General features: G+C 58.3%; 13 protein-coding genes and 1 pseudogene. 5 read left to right on the forward strand and 9 right to left on the reverse strand.

What is annotated here, in order from left to right; all coding sequences use genetic code 11:
* Positions 1-88: 88 nt before the first annotated feature.
* The 6 genes and pseudogenes from PVV74_RS03735 to PVV74_RS03760 all read right to left on the reverse strand — a co-directional run.
* Positions 89-865 (reverse strand): aminoglycoside adenylyltransferase family protein, encoded by a 777-nt coding sequence (locus PVV74_RS03735; protein WP_274592271.1) that lies wholly within the window; start codon positions 863-865, stop codon positions 89-91.
* 441 nt (positions 866-1,306) lie between these two features.
* Positions 1,307-2,359 (reverse strand): 2,3-butanediol dehydrogenase, encoded by a 1,053-nt coding sequence (locus PVV74_RS03740; protein WP_274592272.1) that lies wholly within the window; start codon positions 2,357-2,359, stop codon positions 1,307-1,309.
* 95 nt (positions 2,360-2,454) lie between these two features.
* A complete protein-coding gene (locus tag PVV74_RS03745) occupies positions 2,455-4,254 on the reverse strand; it encodes an NAD(P)/FAD-dependent oxidoreductase (RefSeq protein WP_274592273.1) in 1,800 nt (599 codons plus the stop codon).
* 140 nt (positions 4,255-4,394) lie between these two features.
* Positions 4,395-6,143, reverse strand: a complete 1,749-nt coding sequence (locus tag PVV74_RS03750) for a sigma-54-dependent Fis family transcriptional regulator (protein ID WP_274592274.1) — start codon at positions 6,141-6,143, stop codon at positions 4,395-4,397.
* 432 nt (positions 6,144-6,575) lie between these two features.
* A complete protein-coding gene (locus PVV74_RS03755) occupies positions 6,576-6,938 on the reverse strand; it encodes a hypothetical protein (RefSeq protein WP_274592275.1) in 363 nt (120 codons plus the stop codon).
* A 544-nt stretch (positions 6,939-7,482) separates the two neighbouring features.
* Positions 7,483-8,327: pseudogene (locus tag PVV74_RS03760) on the reverse strand (IS3 family transposase); the annotation flags it as partial.
* A gap of 653 nt (positions 8,328-8,980) precedes the next feature.
* Between PVV74_RS03760 and PVV74_RS03765 the strand changes: the two are divergent.
* The 3 genes from PVV74_RS03765 to PVV74_RS03775 all read left to right on the forward strand — a co-directional run bounded on the left by PVV74_RS03765 (position 8,981) and on the right by PVV74_RS03775 (position 13,252).
* Positions 8,981-9,520, forward strand: a complete 540-nt coding sequence (locus PVV74_RS03765) for a hypothetical protein (RefSeq protein WP_274592276.1) — start codon at positions 8,981-8,983, stop codon at positions 9,518-9,520.
* A 765-nt stretch (positions 9,521-10,285) separates the two neighbouring features.
* Positions 10,286-11,872, forward strand: coding sequence for a tetratricopeptide repeat protein (locus tag PVV74_RS03770; protein WP_274592277.1), 1,587 nt, complete (start codon positions 10,286-10,288; stop codon positions 11,870-11,872).
* Between the two features lie 285 nt (positions 11,873-12,157).
* Entirely contained in the window at positions 12,158-13,252 is a 1,095-nt protein-coding gene (locus PVV74_RS03775; RefSeq protein ID WP_274592278.1) for a peptidoglycan-binding domain-containing protein, read from the forward strand.
* Between the two features lie 178 nt (positions 13,253-13,430).
* On the opposite strand, the gene PVV74_RS03780 is transcribed toward PVV74_RS03775, so the two are convergent.
* From PVV74_RS03780 to PVV74_RS03790, 3 genes are read right to left on the reverse strand one after another with little or no spacing between them, the layout of a single operon-like run.
* Positions 13,431-14,147, reverse strand: a complete 717-nt coding sequence (locus PVV74_RS03780) for a DUF5681 domain-containing protein (protein WP_274592279.1) — start codon at positions 14,145-14,147, stop codon at positions 13,431-13,433.
* The gene (locus PVV74_RS03785) at positions 14,144-15,046 is read right to left on the reverse strand and encodes a DNA-methyltransferase (protein WP_274592280.1); all 903 of its coding nucleotides are present in this window, start codon (positions 15,044-15,046) and stop codon (positions 14,144-14,146) included. The genes PVV74_RS03780 and PVV74_RS03785 overlap by 4 nt, the downstream gene beginning before the upstream one ends.
* A gap of 9 nt (positions 15,047-15,055) precedes the next feature.
* Positions 15,056-15,445, reverse strand: coding sequence for a ParB/Srx family N-terminal domain-containing protein (locus PVV74_RS03790; protein ID WP_274592281.1), 390 nt, complete (start codon positions 15,443-15,445; stop codon positions 15,056-15,058).
* Positions 15,446-15,580: 135 nt separating this feature from the next.
* Between PVV74_RS03790 and PVV74_RS03795 the strand changes: the two genes are divergently transcribed.
* Complete coding sequence (locus tag PVV74_RS03795) at positions 15,581-15,910, forward strand: helix-turn-helix domain-containing protein (protein WP_274592282.1); 330 nt, start codon at positions 15,581-15,583, stop codon at positions 15,908-15,910.
* Between the two features lie 3 nt (positions 15,911-15,913).
* Complete coding sequence (locus PVV74_RS03800) at positions 15,914-16,783, forward strand: ImmA/IrrE family metallo-endopeptidase (protein ID WP_274592283.1); 870 nt, start codon at positions 15,914-15,916, stop codon at positions 16,781-16,783.
* The last annotated feature ends 500 nt before the right edge of the window (positions 16,784-17,283 follow it).

Genomic DNA, 17,283 nt, shown 5'->3' on the forward strand with positions numbered 1-17,283 from the left:
TGCGCCTGCAGAGAAGGTCTGGAAGGAGCCCTTCCACGACATTTGCGGCGACCCCGCCGCACGTAACCGGGAAGGACGCCCATCCTCGCTACATTGCGTTGGTGACGTTCTCGCTCATGCGCCCCGCCAACTCTCGGGCTGCATCGCCTTCGCTGCTCCAATCGTCCGTGACCTCGCCGAGATAAGCCCGTCGCGCATGATCGAGTGCCATAGCATCTGAGCCAGACAATCGCGGAATCGCCCATTCGGCGGCAGCATCCTTCGTGATGAACCTCCCCGTGCTGGCCGTGTGCCACATCCGCGCAAGCGTCAGCAGGACATTCCGCTCGTCCCCGCGCAATCCATCCAACAAGTCCGGAAGTGCATCGCGCATGGCTTGGTTGACATGTTCTGTCGAAACGTCCGTCAGAAGTTCGCTCCTCGGCGGTCCGAACAACGAAATGGCCTCCTGATGGGCCTGTGCGAGAACCAGAGAATACTCGGGATCGCGTTCAGGCACCGGCGTTTCACCGGCCTCGAAAGCCTCCCTCAGCCACTCTCCATAAACGAACTCCGCTCGCGCCGGGTAGTCATGCGGGGTGAGGTCGCCGTGGCAAAACACGATCACCTCCAGGCAGCGCGGGCCTCCCGGCACGGCAGGATGGCGTCCCGAAAGGCGCAGCAAGTCCAGCAGCAGGCCGTCGCGCTGGCTTTCGGTCAGCTCGGACTGAACCACTGCCATCAGATCAATGTCGCTCTGCGGCCGGAGACCGCCGGTAACAGCCGATCCATGCAGATACACACCAAGCAGCGCGTCGCCGAGACGGCGGCGCAAGATCAGCAAAGCCGACTGTATCTGTTCTGTCTGATGGAGTGCCACCTGCATGATGGTTTCTTAACGGGCATAGCTCATTATCGGAAGGCAGCTATGTCCGCAGAGCCGACCTTGAGGATCGCATAGATCTTGCGGTTGCAGCGAATGACCGGTTCGGTGAAGCAGCATTGCAGCGTAGCCTGGTCCGATGAATGGCAGGTATGGGCCGTTTATGCCACTCACGCGGGAATAGTGAAACGCTGACCTCCGCTGTTTTGGTGACGGCAGGCAACACTGCGCGGCAGTGTACCTTAGGCGAAAGGGCGCGGTCTCGCAGGACGGCGCATGAACTCGTACTTTCGCCTACGGTACGGGTCGAGTGTGGAAATCCGGGTTTCCTCGCATTTCGTAAGGGTGTACCCCAGAAGCGCTTGGATCCTTCATGCTGCGCCTATAGGGGGCTCCGGCCGCGGCCTGTTGTCGGGGCGGCCGGATTTCCGATGCAGCGGGACGTCAGTCGGGTGCTTCGACCAGGATTTTCACATGAGACTTTTCCGCCGCAAGCGCTTCGAAGCCTTCTGCGACGATCTCGTCCAAAGGGATCCGCTTGGTTACCAGTTGACCGGCGCTGAAGTACCCTTGCGTCATAAGCGCCATGACCGCCGGGTAGACATTGCGATAGGCGATGGTGCCCTTCAACTGTCTCTCCTTGAGCACGACAGTGTTGGGCTGGAAGGACGCCTCCTGTTCCCAGATCGACACGACAAGAACCTGTCCCTCGTGGCGGGTCGCGTCGATGCATTGCGGCAGAACCTGAGGCACGCCGGTTACCTCGAAGGCAACGTGAACCCCACCCGTAGCCTCTCGAACCTCCGCGACAGCGTCCATCGCGGTTGGATCGATCGCCGACGTCGCGCCGAGATCCAGCGCCTTTTGCCGCCGCACCTCGGAGGGCTCCACGACGTGAATCTCCGACGCGCCTGCAACGCGCAGCGACTCCACAACCAGAAGTCCGATGGGACCCGCTCCGAAGACCGCGGCCTTATCGCCCGCCTTGATCTTTGAAAGGCGCACGGCGTGCAGGGCGACGGCAGCAGGCTCGACGAGCGCACCTTGTTCCATGGAAAGCCCCTGAGGCATCTTGTGCACCATGCGGGCGGGGACAACGCTGTAGGTGGCAAAACCACCGTGCCCGCCGGACAGACCGACAAAACCGAGGCTGTCACACAGGTTGTACTTGCCTTCCAGGCAAGCGGCGCACTCCCCGCAGGCAAAGATCGGCTCGATGGCGACGCGGTCGCCCACCGCAAGGTCGGTGACGCCGTCGCCCAGCTCCGCCACGGTACCACAATATTCGTGCCCCATGGTGATCGGCGCCTTGTCGTGGCTCAGGGGGTGGTCTTCATCCACGGGCACGAATATTGGCCCGGCGAGATACTCGTGCAGGTCGCTACCGCAGATCCCGGTCCATGCGACCTTTACCTTCACTTCGCCCTTCCCCGGTTTTGGTTCGGGGGTGTTTTCGACGCGAATATCCTTCACGCCATGCCAACGCGCTGCTTTCATTTCTTTTCTCCAATGTCAGTCAGGGGGGGGCGCCCGGCGGGAGGTAGATCCCGGGCGCCTGGGCGCGCATCCTCGGGCGCTGCCCGTTCTCGGCATCACGACAGGTGATGCACCTCTTGCAGGCCGTAGACAGGGGTGGCGATGCCTTCCATCCGCGCCTTCAGTTGCAACGCAAGGTACAAGGAATAATGGCGAGACTGGTGCAGATTGCCGCCATGGAACCAAAGGTTTTCCTGCTGGGTCGGCTTCCACATGTTGCGCTGCTCGCCTTCCCACGGGCCGGGGTCCTTGGTGGTGTCGGAGCCGAGCCCCCAAACCTTGCCAACCTTGTCTGCAACGTCCTGGCTGATCAGGTCCGCGGCCCAGCCGTTCATCGAGCCATATCCTGTCGCCATGACCACCAGGTCGGCGTCCAGATGCGTGCCATCCGACAGCACGACACCGGTCGCGTCAAAGCGTTCCACCTGGCCTTTCACCAGCTTTACGTCGCCATCAATGATCAACTGGCTGGCGCCCACATCGATGTAGTATCCCGAGCCGCGGCGCAGGTATTTCATGAACAGGCCGGACCCGTCATCGCCCCAATCGAGATCAAATCCGGCTTTCTCGAGCCCGGCATAGAACTCGGCATCCCGCTCGCGCATCTGGTCATAGAGCGGGATCTGGAATTCATGCATGATCCGATATGGCAGGGAGGCAAAGATCATGTCGGCCTTCTCGGTCGTCACGCCGTTGGCCACCGCCTCCTCGGAGTAGAGCGCGCCGAGGCCGATATCCATCAACGTATCAGAGCGCACGATATGAGTAGACGAGCGCTGGACCATCGTGACATCGGCATCTGCTTCCCAGAGCGCGGCACAGATGTCGTGCGCCGAGTTGTTCGACCCGACGACGACGACTTTCTTGCCACTCCAGGCATCCGGGCCTTCGTGCTGCGAGCTATGCTGGATCGTGCCCGTGAAGCTGTCCATGCCGGGAAAGTCCGGCATGTTGGGCTTGCCGGACATGCCCGTGGCCAGCACCAGCTGGGTTGGATGCAAGGTGATTTCTTCGCCGTCGCGGTTGACGGTGACGGTCCAGGTGCCGGCGGCCTCGTCATAGCTGGCCTTCTGCACCTCGGAGCGGGTCCAATAGTTCAGCTCCATGACCTTGGTGTACATCTCCAGCCAGTCGCCCACCTTGTCCTTGGGCGTGAAGACCGGCCAGTTTTCGGGGAACTTGATGTAAGGCAGGTGATCGTACCAGACCGGGTCATGCAGGCAGAGCGACTTGTAGCGTGACCGCCACTGGTCGCCGGGCCGGTCGTGCTTGTCGAGAACGATGGCCGGTACGCCGAGTTGGCGCAGGCGTGCGCCAAGGGCGATGCCGCCCTGCCCACCACCGACAATCACGGTATATGGCTGCTCGGAATATCCAAGCTCGGCGGCCTCGGCTTCGCGATGTTCCTTCCACGACTTGCGGTTCTTGGCGGCGCCGTGTTCTGCGCCCATCGGGCGGCGCTTGCCGCTGTTTTCCTCAAAGCCCTTCAATTCCTGCAGCGCGGTCAGCAGCGTCCAGATCCGGCCATCCTTCAGGCGCATCAGCCCCCAACCGCGGCCAACGGCGGTTTCAAAAGTGATCCATGCGGTGACGACACCGCCATCCTCGCCGGGAGCTTCGTTTTCCTGGATAGCGAACGAGTGCGGCTTGGTGTGTTTCAATTGCGCCGTCAGCATGTCCTGCACGCCAGACGGCCCTTCTACCGTCTTGAGGTTCCAGGTCACGGCGACCAGGTCGCGCCAGTAACTGTCGGTGGCAAAAAGAGCGCTTGCTGCCTGCACGTCGCCTTCCTCCAAGGCAGCGTTCAGGCTGTCGAGCACCTCTTGCACCTGTAAGGTGACTGTCGAATCGAGCATTGCGGTTCCTCCTCATCAGCAATGTGATGAGCAAAGAGTGGCGAATGGCCCTGCGGCCATTCCACGGAAATCCGATCAATGTCGTCCTATATGTGATTGCCGCGCTCCAGCATGTTGCACACGCAACAAGACGCAACATCTCAGTCGGGCGCGCGCAACCCTTCTTTGCGGATGCGGCGCAGAACCGTCGACCGGTTCACCCCCAATCGACGTGCGGCACGGGCCATGTTCCAGTTACAGGCGTCCAGAACCGCCTCCAGATCCTGCTCGTGAGCGCGAGACTGCGGGGCCGGAGGTAGATCGGGCAGATCGATCACGTTGGTTTCCGCCATTGCGCAGGCCACATCCAGTACATTGCCAAGTTCGCGCAGGTTGCCTGGCCAGGTGCGCGCAGTCAGTTCGGCCCGCGCCGAAGGCGTCAGGCGCATTTCCCCGCCGCGGCGCCGCCCAAGCAGGCGGTCAATCAACCAGCCAAGGTCCTGCCTTTCGCGCAGAGGCGGCAATTCCAGCGCGGAGCCGGACAGGCGGAAATAAAGAGCAGATGGCATGATCTCCTGCGTCATCAGGTCAGACGGCGAGAATGCGGTGGTCGAAATCGGGCGCAAATCCGAATGCGCATCCAAAAGGCCCGCCAGAGCCCTTGCGGTGTCCGGCTGCAAATCCTCAATTCGGCGCAGCAGCAACGTGCCCGGCCCCGACTGTCCGGCAAGCGCGTCACGCATCTCTTCGGGGTGCGTTCCGGCACAATCAATGGCAACGAAACGACCGCGTCGAGATGCCATGTGAATGGCGCGGGCCAGCTTGGTCTTGCCGCTGCCGCTTTCGCCGCAGATGAGCAACGGCACATGCGTCGGCGCGAGGCGATCCGCCTGCGTCAAGAGCCGGATCAAGGTCGGGTCGCTTCCAGCCAGGGTGGCATGGAACCCGCTTAGGGCACGTTTTTCCGAGGCCTCCGCCCCCATGTAAGCCCTGCGCGGGGTCTGGGGGGCTATAGCATGGCCGAACACGGCACCTCCGTCTCGCAAAGCCACGACTCTTTCTTCGGTGGGACGATCCCGCATCAGGTCAGGCAGGTCATCGACGTTCAATCCAAGAAGACTGTCGATCCGTTCACCGATAAGGCTCTTGCCACGCGACAGCATCCGTGTTGCGGCGCGCGTGGCCCCGATCACCCGACCTGACCCATCGAGTGATATGGCCGCTTCCGGGTCCACGTCGAGGAATTCGGGGCTGGAGGAAAACCTCAGCACCCACTCGCGACGGCTGGCCGCCATGAGATTCGCCATTTCGACGCGCCTGGCGGCCGCCGTAACCAGGGACATGGCAAGGTTCTGGCTGCTTTTCGGGGCCGGAGAGCGCAGCAGGGAGATATCCAGCACTGCCGCGAGTTGCCCGAGGCTGTCGTAGATCGGCGCTGCCGTACATGACAGCCCCGTGTGTGCGTTTCCAAAGTGATCGTCCTGATGCACTGTCACCGGCTCGCCCGTGAAGATGCAAGCCCCGACGCCACAGGTGCCGGCAAGATCTTCGGACCAGTTCGAGCCGAGGTAAAGACCTGCGTTGCGCAGCTCGTCGACAAACAGATCGTCGCCGAAAAAATCGACACATACGCCTTTTGCATCCGTCAACAACAGAACGTAGTTCTGTCCTGTGACCTGCCTAAACAGGCTTTGCAGGCTGGAGCGCGCCGCGCCGATCATCCAATCGGCCTGATCGCGGTGTATGCGAAACTCTGTGTCCGTTACGATATGGGCCGGGTCGCTGCGCGTCGGGTCCATACCGTAAAGCTCGACGCACCGACGCCAGGAGGCATCTACGTACCCGTCCCGACCCGACGCATGACCGTCCAGAACCTGCGCGATCTCCTCGACATGATGACGCTCAACCATGAGACCCTCCTGACGACCACGATAGCACAATCGAGAGATGTCCGCACAACGGAAGACAGTTAATCAGGTTCTGGTGCATAGAACCGAACGAGTTTGCATGGCGACGTCCTTGAGGAGATGGACGGAAAGCAGTCAAACTTCGGCGGCATGCCGGAGAGCCGACCTTCGCTGCGTTTTCCACCTAACGCGCGCGTTAACGGATAAGTCTTTTTGCAGAGAGGTAAATGTTGCGGTAGCAATACCGCCCTCGCTCAGGCCAATAAGAAGCATGTTGTCTGCGTCTACAAAGGGCAAACCCTTTGCTCGTTCGATTGCATGTCCTCCAACGCAATACCCCTGTGTGATGCTTCTGCTATTACGTTCGCCAATCAAGCTGCGTGCCAATTGACACCGCGGTTATCGATCAAACCGGCTCCTTGCTGCTTGTTTCCTTTATTGGAGAGTGAGGACTACTTGGTCACCTTGCCCTTTGTCCCGAATAAAGATGGCCGTGCTTCCCTTGTGGAAGACTGCTTGGCAATCATGCGGCATATCCTTTGATCCGAAGCTGATCGTTCGGCACCAGAATCCGTTCTTCCATTCCCAGGAGCCAGCTGCCTTTTCGCCGTCGACTTGGCCGACGACCGTCCCGTTCGGTTGGGATATAACCCATCCCCAGGAAGCAACAGCTTTCCGGCCTACGATAACCCGGTCGAACTCCGCCTTGGTTTCCACTCTTTCGAAGTCGCTGGCAGACGCGGGCAGAGCCAACATCGATACGCCCAGAGCGGTGATTGCAAAAAATTTCCCGATCATTTTCTGTCCTCTTTTTAAAAACCAACGACGTCGCGCGAAAACCAGCAAACCGCTTGGATTCAAGCTGGGGCATATTGGTCACGCAAGCCGCGCCGGCCACACTTTGAATGATGAAAGCGCCCCAACGTCGATTCATCCCTCAATTGAGGGATGAAAGGCTTCGGTAGATTCACCGAACCTGATCTGGCTGTTCGATAGGCGCTTTCAGAGAGCGGAGCGCATAGAGCTGGAAGGGGGGCGAAATGAACGTTGTCAACAATCACGATATCTATACGGGGATCCTAACGGATTATTTCGACCCAACAGTAAGGTCTCTTCTGGACCGGTGGTCGCCCGTTGCTCAATGGGTGGATGCACGCGCTGAGAGTGAGATCGAGTCCTATGCCAAATCGACTCATGGCGCCATTGCACCACGCCTGGAAGTCCACGACTGCGTGGGACGGAGATATGAAGGCGTCAACTTCGCGTCACAGAATTACCTTGGGCTCGCGGCCCATTCTGACGTAATAAGTCAAGCCTGTGAAGCGGCCCGGCAATATGGTGTCCATTCCGCCGGCTCCGCCGCACTGATGTAGTCCGGCGGGCCGTGGAGGATGAACAGGTCCGTCAAGGCATCGATCACATCGGTCGAGTTGAGCTTTCGGTCTATGCGGATCATCAGCACCTCCCGGGTGAACTCGTCTATGATGTTGAGAATGCGATAGGCGCGGCCGTCAGCGGTCCGGTCCTGCATGAAGTCATAGGACCAGACATGGTTCGGACGCTCCGGTCGAAGCCGGATACATGACCCATCGTTCAGCCAGAGCCGGCCTTGCTTCTTTTGCTTCGGTGGAACCTTCAGCCCTTCACGTTTCCAGATGCGCTCGACCCGCTTGTGGTTCACGTGCCAGCCCGACTGGTTGAGCAGAGCGGTCACGGGGCGATAGCCGTAGCGACCGTATCGCCTGGCCAATTCGATGATGTCCTCGGTCAGGCGCTCTTCGTCCGGTCGGCCACGGGGCACCTTGCGCTGCGTGGAGCGGTGCTGCCCCAGGGTGCGGCAGGCGCGGCGTTCCGATATGCCGAGCGCCTGTCGCACGTGGTCGATGCATCTGCGGCGACGTGAAGGGCTCAGAAGTTTCCCTTTGCGGCCTCGGTGAGGATCAGCTTGTCCAGAGTCAGGTCCGAGACCGCGCGCCTCAGGCGCTGGTTCTCTTTCTCAAGCTCCTTCAGCCGCTTCAGCTGTCCGCGGCTCATTCCGCCATATTGCTTGCGCCACCGATAGAACGTCTGCTCCGTAATGCCGATCTGGCGTGACGCGTCCGCGACCGTCATGCCTTGCCCTTGCAGCACTTCGATCTGTCGAAGTTTCGATACGATGTCTTCTGGCTTTTCTCGTTTCCCAGCCATTCTCTGGTCCTCCAAATTGCGGGATAATCCTATCCCGGTTGGTGGACCACTTCACTGGGGGCACTCCAATTAACTGTATATTTTCTTTAATTTCAAAACTTTAAGCTATATTCACAAGTCTCTTTAGATTTCTTTCATTCAACATGCGGTAAACTATTTTTACTATGTGGCGCTTTTTAACCAAGAACATTATCGACGCCCGCTGTGCTTGGGTTGAACGATCTGGATTGAGATCTATTATGAATTGTTTTGCAATCTAGGTGAGCTACTCCCCATCTCTTGGACAGGATTGCCGAATACGTTTCCAGCTTTCTTCGGTGAACCATTCACCGGTTTCTGCCCACTGAACATCTCTGTGATCGATGTTGAAGATGGCCTTCCAGTCACGATTGAATACATCAGCTTGGATGGAAGTGGAGCCCGCGGTATAAGGGAAGATCTCGGCCGACACGTCAGCCCCGTTGGTGGAACACTTCAGTGGGGGCACTCCACCGGTTCTATGCACGCTTCAAACTTTGCGTGTAGACTGATCACAGATACTTTAGTATCTCTAAGCTAAGGATGAGTGCACATGCTGTGTGGAGCCTTTTTCTTCAGGCTCGTCAAGCCTACGATCATAGATAATACACTTAGTTAATTCGGAGGAGATTTTTATGAAACTTTTCACACCACTATTCGCAAGCCTTGCTATTACCTCCTTGCTGACTGCGCTTACGTTGCCTGCCTTTGCTCAAAGCGCCCAGCAAGTATTGCCCCTGACCACCGACGACATTGAAAAATTTCGCTCATTTAATCGGTGGGATATTCTCCGGAATAATACCCGTGGTCATTGCCTCGGAACCAAGTCCGATGAAAGCGGCGTGGTGCAAATTGGCATGACTGCTGATGAGTCGATGGGCTATGTTGGTGCGTTCGTAAAAGAGGATGGCGCCGAGTGGGCGTCGAACAGTGTTACTATTAGGGTCGGCAATGAGCCCTTCACTGGTGTAGCGTCTGGACCCGTTGGGAACCTTGGCAGCGGCTGGCATGGTGGCTACGTGCTTTCCGACAAAAAGAAACTTCGCAGAGCTTTACAGATGAGCGACACTGTAACGGCCTTTCCGAACCGACCCTATGTAGTCAAGTTAAACATCGCTGGCGCATACACTGCCATCTACGAAATCCTCAAGTGTACAGAGGGAATGACTAACTAAACTGGACGTGCTGCAAGCTAGTCGAAAATCTAGGACCTAGCTCATCAAATCCGGCTTATCCAGCAAGACCAGAGCGAGACGCAGCGCCAGATGTCGAACATAGTGTCAGATCTGACCGCGGTAGCGGCAAACCCGACGGAACTGGTCAAGCGTGTTTCCGAGTTAGAGGAAGGGCGGCGCGGAAACTCTGAACGCGTTCTGCGGTTCACGCCGCGCGGTCACTCCATTTCTGACGGTTCGCCGGGCTTTACGGTCTCTATGCAGTGGTATTTCGTAAAACTGCGGGACTGCGGGTCGCCTCGGGTCGATGTTTGGTTTCGCAATGGCGGCGGTCGCATCCATCGGTTCGACCGGGCGTCAATTCTCGATGACGGCGGGCGCGGTGTGAACGCGCCGACAGCCCCAAGCATAACGCAATCCATCGAGTACACCGCCCGAATTCCTGATCGCGATGGTTTCGAGCCGGGGCGGGGCATGGGAAGAGTGATCGTAGAATACCCGAATGCTCGTTGGTGTCGCCTGAGCGGTCGTTAGACGTGTTTTTCAGATCCTGCCTGGAGCCGAGCCGTGACCCTCTGGGACTTCTTGGCGGTCTGCCTTCTGATCAGGGCATGGGCGGCGCAGTCGAACCCTTATTAAGGGCCGGGAATTACGCCGCGTGAACCCGATCGCAAGCACATCCCTGCAACACGTACCTCTGAACAGTTCCGGGAACCGTCAAACTATGATACTTTTCAAAGGCTACATTAATTTTTGGAGCGAAGAATGCGCTTGCTCGTTTGGATTATATTTGTATCTTTGACAATCGTGTCCACCGAAGCAGGTGCGGACGAGGCGGCGCTCGCTGATATGGCGAGGGGCGCTGAGAAGGAGGAGGCAGGCGACCCGAGGGGAGCTGCGCTGCACTACTGGCAAGCCTGCATTGCGCTTGACGAAGCATGCAGGCGATTCTTCAACCTCGCTCAGGCTGAAAATCTTTCTTTCCATTCTGCGGTCGCAGCAATCGAAGCAATTTGCATACGCGGCGACAGTGAGGCTTGCGCCTTCGTCGACAATGCCAAGGCGAATATGCCGCCACTACCAGACGAATTGGAAGACTTCGTGGGGGCATTCCTCGACAGTGTCCGCCGATACCATGAGCTAACGCAGCAACTCCTCCAATCCGAACAGGACATCGCGACTACGGAAGGTGATATTTCAGATGTTGAGAAGGATCTCGCCCAAATCGAGGCTGAGAGAGAACGCTCCAAGGCTGCGTTGACTGCTGCCGAGGACAAAAGGCGAAACTTGGTTGACGAGCTCGCTGTCCTTGGCGCGGAACTAAAGCGGGACGAGGCCGTCGTGATGGCATTCGAGGTCATCTTGCCGATTTTGGAAGCCGGAGACGAAGCTTTGCGACTGGACAAGAAACAGGATTACGGTGCAATTCGAAACATTGCTGAAGAAGCTTGTCCGCTTGAGCGGATGGACGAGATCGTCACTTCCATCGATGTCATTGACGCTAGCGAAGAGGTCGGTAACAATTTACTTCTCTCCAAAGACGTACGTGTTGGCTGTCTGATTGTCGCCTATGCCTTCGAGAAAGGGGCTAACTACGAGACAGCTCTTGCCTACTATCGTCAGGCTTGCGCCATGGAGAGCACCTCCGCCTGCGTCTATGGTCTTGGTCTGGTTGCAGGGAAGGATGCCGCAGCACCGGACTTCTCCGCCGCTATAGATCTCGCCGGCTTGGCCATGAAGAATCCGACTTCGGATTTCTTCGAGGAGGAGACCGCGCGAGCAGCAGAGCTTCTTGGCAGCGTTGCGCTCCAGTTAGACGCCAATGGACGACACGAAAAAGCCTTGGATCTCGCGAACTTCGGACTCTCTCTGGATCCGGACAGCTCTGAACCGCGTTACGTTCGGGGGCAGATCAGGTTACGCGCCCTTGATGACCCCAGAGGTGCGATCAGTGATTTCAGCGCACTCATTTCCCGCGAGACTGGATCAGTCGGCGCCTTCTTCCTCCGAGGAGTGGCCCACCAGGAAATCGGCTTCGAGAAGGGTGCTTACCTGGACTACACGCGCGCGCTAAACATGGCCCCGGACTTCACGGCTGCAAGGGAGAAGCGTGCTCGACTTGCGATCGACATGGAGAGGTATCAAGAGTCCGAGCGGGACTACACCCACCTGATCGACGACCTGGAAAGCAAGTCAGAAGTCGACATTGCCCTCGCATCCAGCAAAAATACCGCAAATTCGCTTAGCGTGTATTACTGGAACCGGGCTCTCTTGAGGGAACGGCTCGGAAACGTCCGCGGTGCACGCGAAGACAAGAGGCAATCAGAGCATTGGTCAAAGCTTGCCGATTAGCAGAAATTGCATGTCGGAGGTTTTAGGCGAAGTCGAACTCGTCACCACTTGGGCAGGAGCGCTTTTCTTCAGGCGACGCCGAAGCAAACTCATTTCCTATCTCAGTCACTCGAACAACGGTCAGAGATCGACAAGCGGCTTGATCGATCCGAGCAACGATGAAACATTCAAATCATGTGCTATCAAAGGAGATTGCCCGTTCCGAAGGGAAAGCCTCGTGGATGAGTGGGATTTAGAATTAGACGCCAAATACTGATTTCGAACGGATAGCTTGGGAGAGATGAATTGGCCTTCACTGCAAAGTTTGCACTCAAGGGTTGGGGGGTCGCCATCTGCCTTATGCTCTCTGTTGCTGCCGATGTGGCGAGCGCGCAGTGGGTGGAACCGGGCGGTCTGCACAACGAGTCGCGCAGGAGTTTCACCGACCCCAATGACATGCTACAGGCGGATTTGATTGACCCTGAAGAGAAGATGCGGACGTGGAACCGATCCGTGGTTTGGGTGCCTGACGGACCCGGCAAGTCTCGTCGGGTAACCATGCAGGAGCTTATCGCGACATACACCGACAGTGGTCAGAAATTCCCGACCGCCATTTATCTGCACGGCTGTGCAGGCCTGTGGGCGGGGTCCAGCCGGCGCATGAAGTTTTTAGCCGACAATGGGTTTATCGCCATCGGACCCGCGAGTTTCGCGCGCAAGAAATACGCCAAGTCCTGTGATCCAAGGACGCACAAGGGTGGCTTTTATCGGCAGGTTGCCACGCTTCGAAGAATTGACGCGGGTCATGCGATTGATCGCGCAAAAGAGCTCCCGTTCGTCGACGGCGACAATATGCTTTTGCTTGGTCTGAGCGAGGGCGGGTTAACCACAGCTACATTTTTTTCCATGAACAAGGAACGATCTGTCAAGGCGCGGATCATCGAAGGATGGCTGTGTCATACACATTGGTCCGAATATGCCGGAATAAACGCGCCTGCTTCGGAGCCGGTCTTGGCCTTGCTTGGCGTCAACGATCCGTGGTTTTTGGGTTGGTATGATCCACCCCGCGATTGTGGTTCCTACATCAACAAGGAAAACGGCAGTCGTTCCATAGTCTACAGAACCGGGCCCGTGTCTTACAAACATGAGCTGCTGGACTCCCTCGTGGTGCAGGAAGACGTGCTGTTGTTCCTAAGAGAACACTTTGACCTGCCTCTGGGGGTTCGTGAGGTGCAGCAGCTTCTGACCGAGTTGGGCTATGATTCGGGGCCAATAGACGGCGCTTGGGGCGCCAAAACGCTCGGTGCCCTGAACGCGCTGCGGGCGGACAAGGATTTGCCTCCAGTCACCGAACTGGATCAGGGCAGCCAGGACCTGCTGCACAGCCTCAAGGGCAATTAGAGCTAGCATGGATGACCAAGGCCAAGGTGCCTCATCTAAGAACTCAAACCGCAATGCTTGTCGTTTGAAGTTGCCGCATAGCAGTCCTCCACGCATAGCACAGGGAACTTCCGCTTCCCACCCTGTCCGGCCGGAAACAACATTCCGAAGATACATTTTCGAGCTGCGCCCTAACCTTTCAGTATCCAATCCTCTCGACCAACTTCTCGATGATCTCGAGCACCCGGTCGACCTGCTGCAAGTCTTCTTCCATTCGCGCCCGCACGTCGGCGTCATCCTCGGCCTTGATATCCTCAAGCAACTCGTCTCGCTCTTCTTCGAACATCGTCTTCCGCTCAAGCCAGAGCTCAAGCTGCGCCTTTTCCTCCTTCGTAGCAGGTCCCTTTATGCGCGCCTCGGCCGTGTGCATATCAATTTTCACCTGGTCAGGATGTGGTACAGGCTCCGGCAGATCCGTGATGCCCAGGCGCCTGCGGCGATCCAGCTCCCGCTCCCACTCGATCTTGTAGTCGAGCGCCGTACTGAACCACTCGTCCGCCAGTTCCTTGTTCTGCCGCTCGGTTGCACTGAGCATCTCCGCAAAGAGCCGCTGCGAGCGATGCAGGCCCTTTGCGGCGTTGACCGCCAGAGATCGCACAACGGCTTTGGCCATCGGGATCGTCACATTGCGATCCCCGTCTCGGACAGTAATATCGCGGTAGGCCTCGTCGAGGATAATCCCTTTCAGGCGTTCCTCGTTGAGCCTCGGCCGCTTGTTCTTCGCGCCCTTGGGGCGGCCTTTCGGATTGCCGGACTGGCCCGGCTTGAACCGCGTGTTCGCCGGCGGCTTGGCATACCCCACCTCGTAGTCGGCGTCAGATTTCCGGACCGGCAGCTTGGTCTTCTTTTCGGTCATTCGGCCGCCTCCAGCGTCACGGTCGCTGGCTGCCAGCCACAGACCACCTGCACAGCCTCGTCCTTCGCGTAGGCTTCCCAGCGGGCCAAGATGCGATCGCAATAGATCGGATCCAGTTCGCAAAGATACCCTCGACGGCCGGTCTTCTCGGCGGCGATCATGGTCGACCCCGAGCCGCCAAAGAGATCCAGCACGATCTCTCCGCGGCCCGAGACATCCCGGATTGCGTCTGCAATCATCTGGACTGGCTTGACCGTCGGGTGAAGCGCAAGCTCTTCCATACGCCCCGCGTGCCGGCTGTTGGCGCCGCGATATTCCCAGACATTGGTGCGGTACCGTCCGTGTTGGCCGAGCTCGAACGTGTTGATATGCGCGGCCTTGCCTTTCTTGAACACGAAGATCAACTCGTGGCGCGACCGATAGAAGGTCCCCATCCCGCCATTGTCCTTGGCCCAGACGATCAGGTTTTTCAGTTCGTCATAGACCCCCTGCCCCGCCGCCAGCATCTCCGACATGTGCCGCCAGTCCATGCAAAGATAATGGATCGATCCGTCGACGCTGTGATCCGCCATGTTCTGGAAGGCGCGCTCCAGGAACCCGGTAAATTCCGAGACCGTCATCTCGCCAGAGGCCATGGCGAACTCGCGGTGCTGGATCTTGCCCGAATTGCCCACATGACCGTCGATCTTCACGTTGTAGGGTGGATCGCTGAACACCATCCGCGCCATGTCGCCGGCCATCAATTCCTCGACGACCGCGCCCTCGAGTGCATCGCCGCAGACCAGCCGATGCGGCCCCAGCTGCCACACGTCCCCGTCCCGCACCCGGGCCGTGACGTCGCCCGGCAACAGATCATCCTCGGGATCGCCGGGGTCTTCAGGCGCAACGCTGGCCAGCACGCCGTCGATCTACGGAATGGAAAAGCCTGTGATGGACACGTCGAAGTCGAGATCCGCCGATACCAGCGCACCGAGTTCGGCCGCGAGCAGGTCCTCGTCCCAGCCGGCATTCAATGCGAGCTTGTTGTCGGCCAGAACGTAGGCCCGTTTCTCGTCTTCACTCATGTCGTCGAGACGAAGGCACGGCACCTCATCCCGCCCCAGCAACCTGGCCGCTTCGACGCGGCCATGGCCTGCCAGGATCGTCCGCCGCTCGTCGATCAGGACAGGGTTCGTGAACCCGAAGGTCTCGATACTCTCCGCAATCTGGCGCACCTGCTTTTTCGAATGCGTCCGGGCATTGCGCGCCCAGGGTTTGAGATCGCTGATCGCGATCAACTCTACATCTGCTCGGGCCATGTCCGGCTCCTTTGTTGTTTCTGCTCGAAGGCCCACCCCAAGAATCGACCGCCACCGTAAGATATATCAAACGACTGGCCTTTCGTAAAGCATGGGTGTATCGTGCCGTTCGACACATCAAACGGGAGAGTGGAAATGGCTATCGGAGAACGTCTGTTCAGCCTGCGCCAGAAGAGCGGACAGTCCCTGCAACAGGTGGCAGATGCGGTCGGCGTCTCGAAAGCGCATGTCTGGGAACTCGAGAAGGGACGCACGAGCAATCCCTCCTTTGAACTCGTCAAGAAGCTCGCGCGGCATTTCGGGGTGTCGATCGACACGCTCGTGGGCAATGCAGACGAGCCCGATGCCGCCGCCTTGCAGATCGAACGCCTGCATCGCGGGTTTGAAGATTTGTCCGACGGAGACCGGGCCGTCGTTGAGGACATGATCAAGTCCCTTAGAACACGGGCGCAGAAAGCGGGCTGACGTGTGAAGCTCGACAGGATTGATCTATGTGACATCCGTCAGCCCGACAGGTTGGCGAGGGCCATCCACACGCAGATCGGCGATCCCGTCTTACCGGTGCCCGTGGAGGACATCGCGATCGCCTTGGATATCTCCGAAGTTCGGACCGGTAGCTTCGATGGCTTCGAAGGCATGCTGCTGACGGATCAGGCACGCAGCGTCGGGGCGATCCTTGCCAACACCCGCTGTGGGCTGCGCCGGGCAAGATTCACGATCGCGCATGAACTTGGGCACTTTCTCTTGGAGCATCATGTGCTGTCATACGAAACCGGTTTCCGGTGTCGCGCGCAGGATCTCAGGGAAACGCGCGAAAGCCGCCGGCACCAAAAACAGGAGACCCAGGCCAACCAGTTCGCGATCGGCCTGCTGGCGCCGGTCAAAGCGGTAGACAAGTATCTCTCGCAGGACCCTGACCTGCGCGATGCTCAGCAGCTGCGCGACGCACTGGACGTCAGCCTCGAAGCCTGTCTCCGCAGGCTGGTCGAGCGAAGACCGGAACCGTTGGCCGCAATCTGGTCGAAGGATGCCCGAGTGCGGTATTGGCACAAGAGCAACGACTTTCCCTTCATCCAACTCAAGCAAGGGGATCGTCTTCCCCAGACCACGCAAGCCTTCCGCGTGCACGCGGACAGTAAGTCTGGCTTCACCGCTTTCTTGGAATCTCCGCCCATGGCCTGGACCAGCCGCGACGATATCGAGATTTTCGAACAGACGCGCCTGTCGCCTTCCGGACATGCCGTGACCTTGCTCTGGGCGGACAATGAAGCGCGAGACGACGTCGACGAGGAAGCGGACCCCTATCATCACGAACTCAGCGAGCCGCGGTTCCGGTAGGGTTCTGTATTGAGATCGGCGTTCCGTGTTACTTCAAAAATGTTTCCCTGATCACTCATGATTTTTCCCTGATACGCGCGGCAAAATTCCCTGTTTTTGCAGGAACAGGGAATTGCGCTGCAACCCATTGAAAATGCGAGATACATCCGAGCCAAAACAAGCTGATCAGCCCGAAAAGCAGCCTCCAAACGCCAAATTTCCCTGTAAATTCCCTGTAAACCGAGTTTTCGGACCAGAGACCGGATAGCCGGGGACTGGCGACACAGCCATGAACCAGAAAAAACCCAACGAAATCAACGCTCCTTGCACGCCCTGTCCGTGCACTCTCGCTCCCCCGCCCGAGCCATCGATTTTTCGCATCTCGAAGAATCCGCCGAGGTCCGCAGCATGCGTGAACCCGGCCCTGCATTCCGTAGCGTCACCGACCATCGAAACGGACAACCGTAGCACCGAATTTTTTTCAGTTTTTCTTTCTTCGGTTTTTCCGTCCCGGAATGTGC

This window comes from Roseovarius sp. SK2, from assembly GCF_028807495.1.
Taxonomy (GTDB): Bacteria; Pseudomonadota; Alphaproteobacteria; order Rhodobacterales; family Rhodobacteraceae; genus Roseovarius; species Roseovarius confluentis.

What these genes read in the sequence shown, in the direction of transcription:
- PVV74_RS03735 (WP_274592271.1), bottom strand. Translation starts at nt 865, where the DNA reads ATGCAGGTGGCACTCCATCAGACAGAACAGATACAGTCGGCTTTGCTG.
- PVV74_RS03740 (WP_274592272.1), bottom strand. Translation starts at nt 2,359, where the DNA reads ATGAAAGCAGCGCGTTGGCATGGCGTGAAGGATATTCGCGTCGAAAAC.
- PVV74_RS03745 (WP_274592273.1), bottom strand. Translation starts at nt 4,254, where the DNA reads ATGCTCGATTCGACAGTCACCTTACAGGTGCAAGAGGTGCTCGACAGC.
- PVV74_RS03750 (WP_274592274.1), bottom strand. Translation starts at nt 6,143, where the DNA reads ATGGTTGAGCGTCATCATGTCGAGGAGATCGCGCAGGTTCTGGACGGT.
- PVV74_RS03755 (WP_274592275.1), bottom strand. Translation starts at nt 6,938, where the DNA reads ATGATCGGGAAATTTTTTGCAATCACCGCTCTGGGCGTATCGATGTTG.
- PVV74_RS03765 (WP_274592276.1), top strand. Translation starts at nt 8,981, where the DNA reads ATGAAACTTTTCACACCACTATTCGCAAGCCTTGCTATTACCTCCTTG.
- PVV74_RS03770 (WP_274592277.1), top strand. Translation starts at nt 10,286, where the DNA reads ATGCGCTTGCTCGTTTGGATTATATTTGTATCTTTGACAATCGTGTCC.
- PVV74_RS03780 (WP_274592279.1), bottom strand. Translation starts at nt 14,147, where the DNA reads ATGACCGAAAAGAAGACCAAGCTGCCGGTCCGGAAATCTGACGCCGAC.
- PVV74_RS03790 (WP_274592281.1), bottom strand. Translation starts at nt 15,445, where the DNA reads ATGGCCCGAGCAGATGTAGAGTTGATCGCGATCAGCGATCTCAAACCC.
- PVV74_RS03795 (WP_274592282.1), top strand. Translation starts at nt 15,581, where the DNA reads ATGGCTATCGGAGAACGTCTGTTCAGCCTGCGCCAGAAGAGCGGACAG.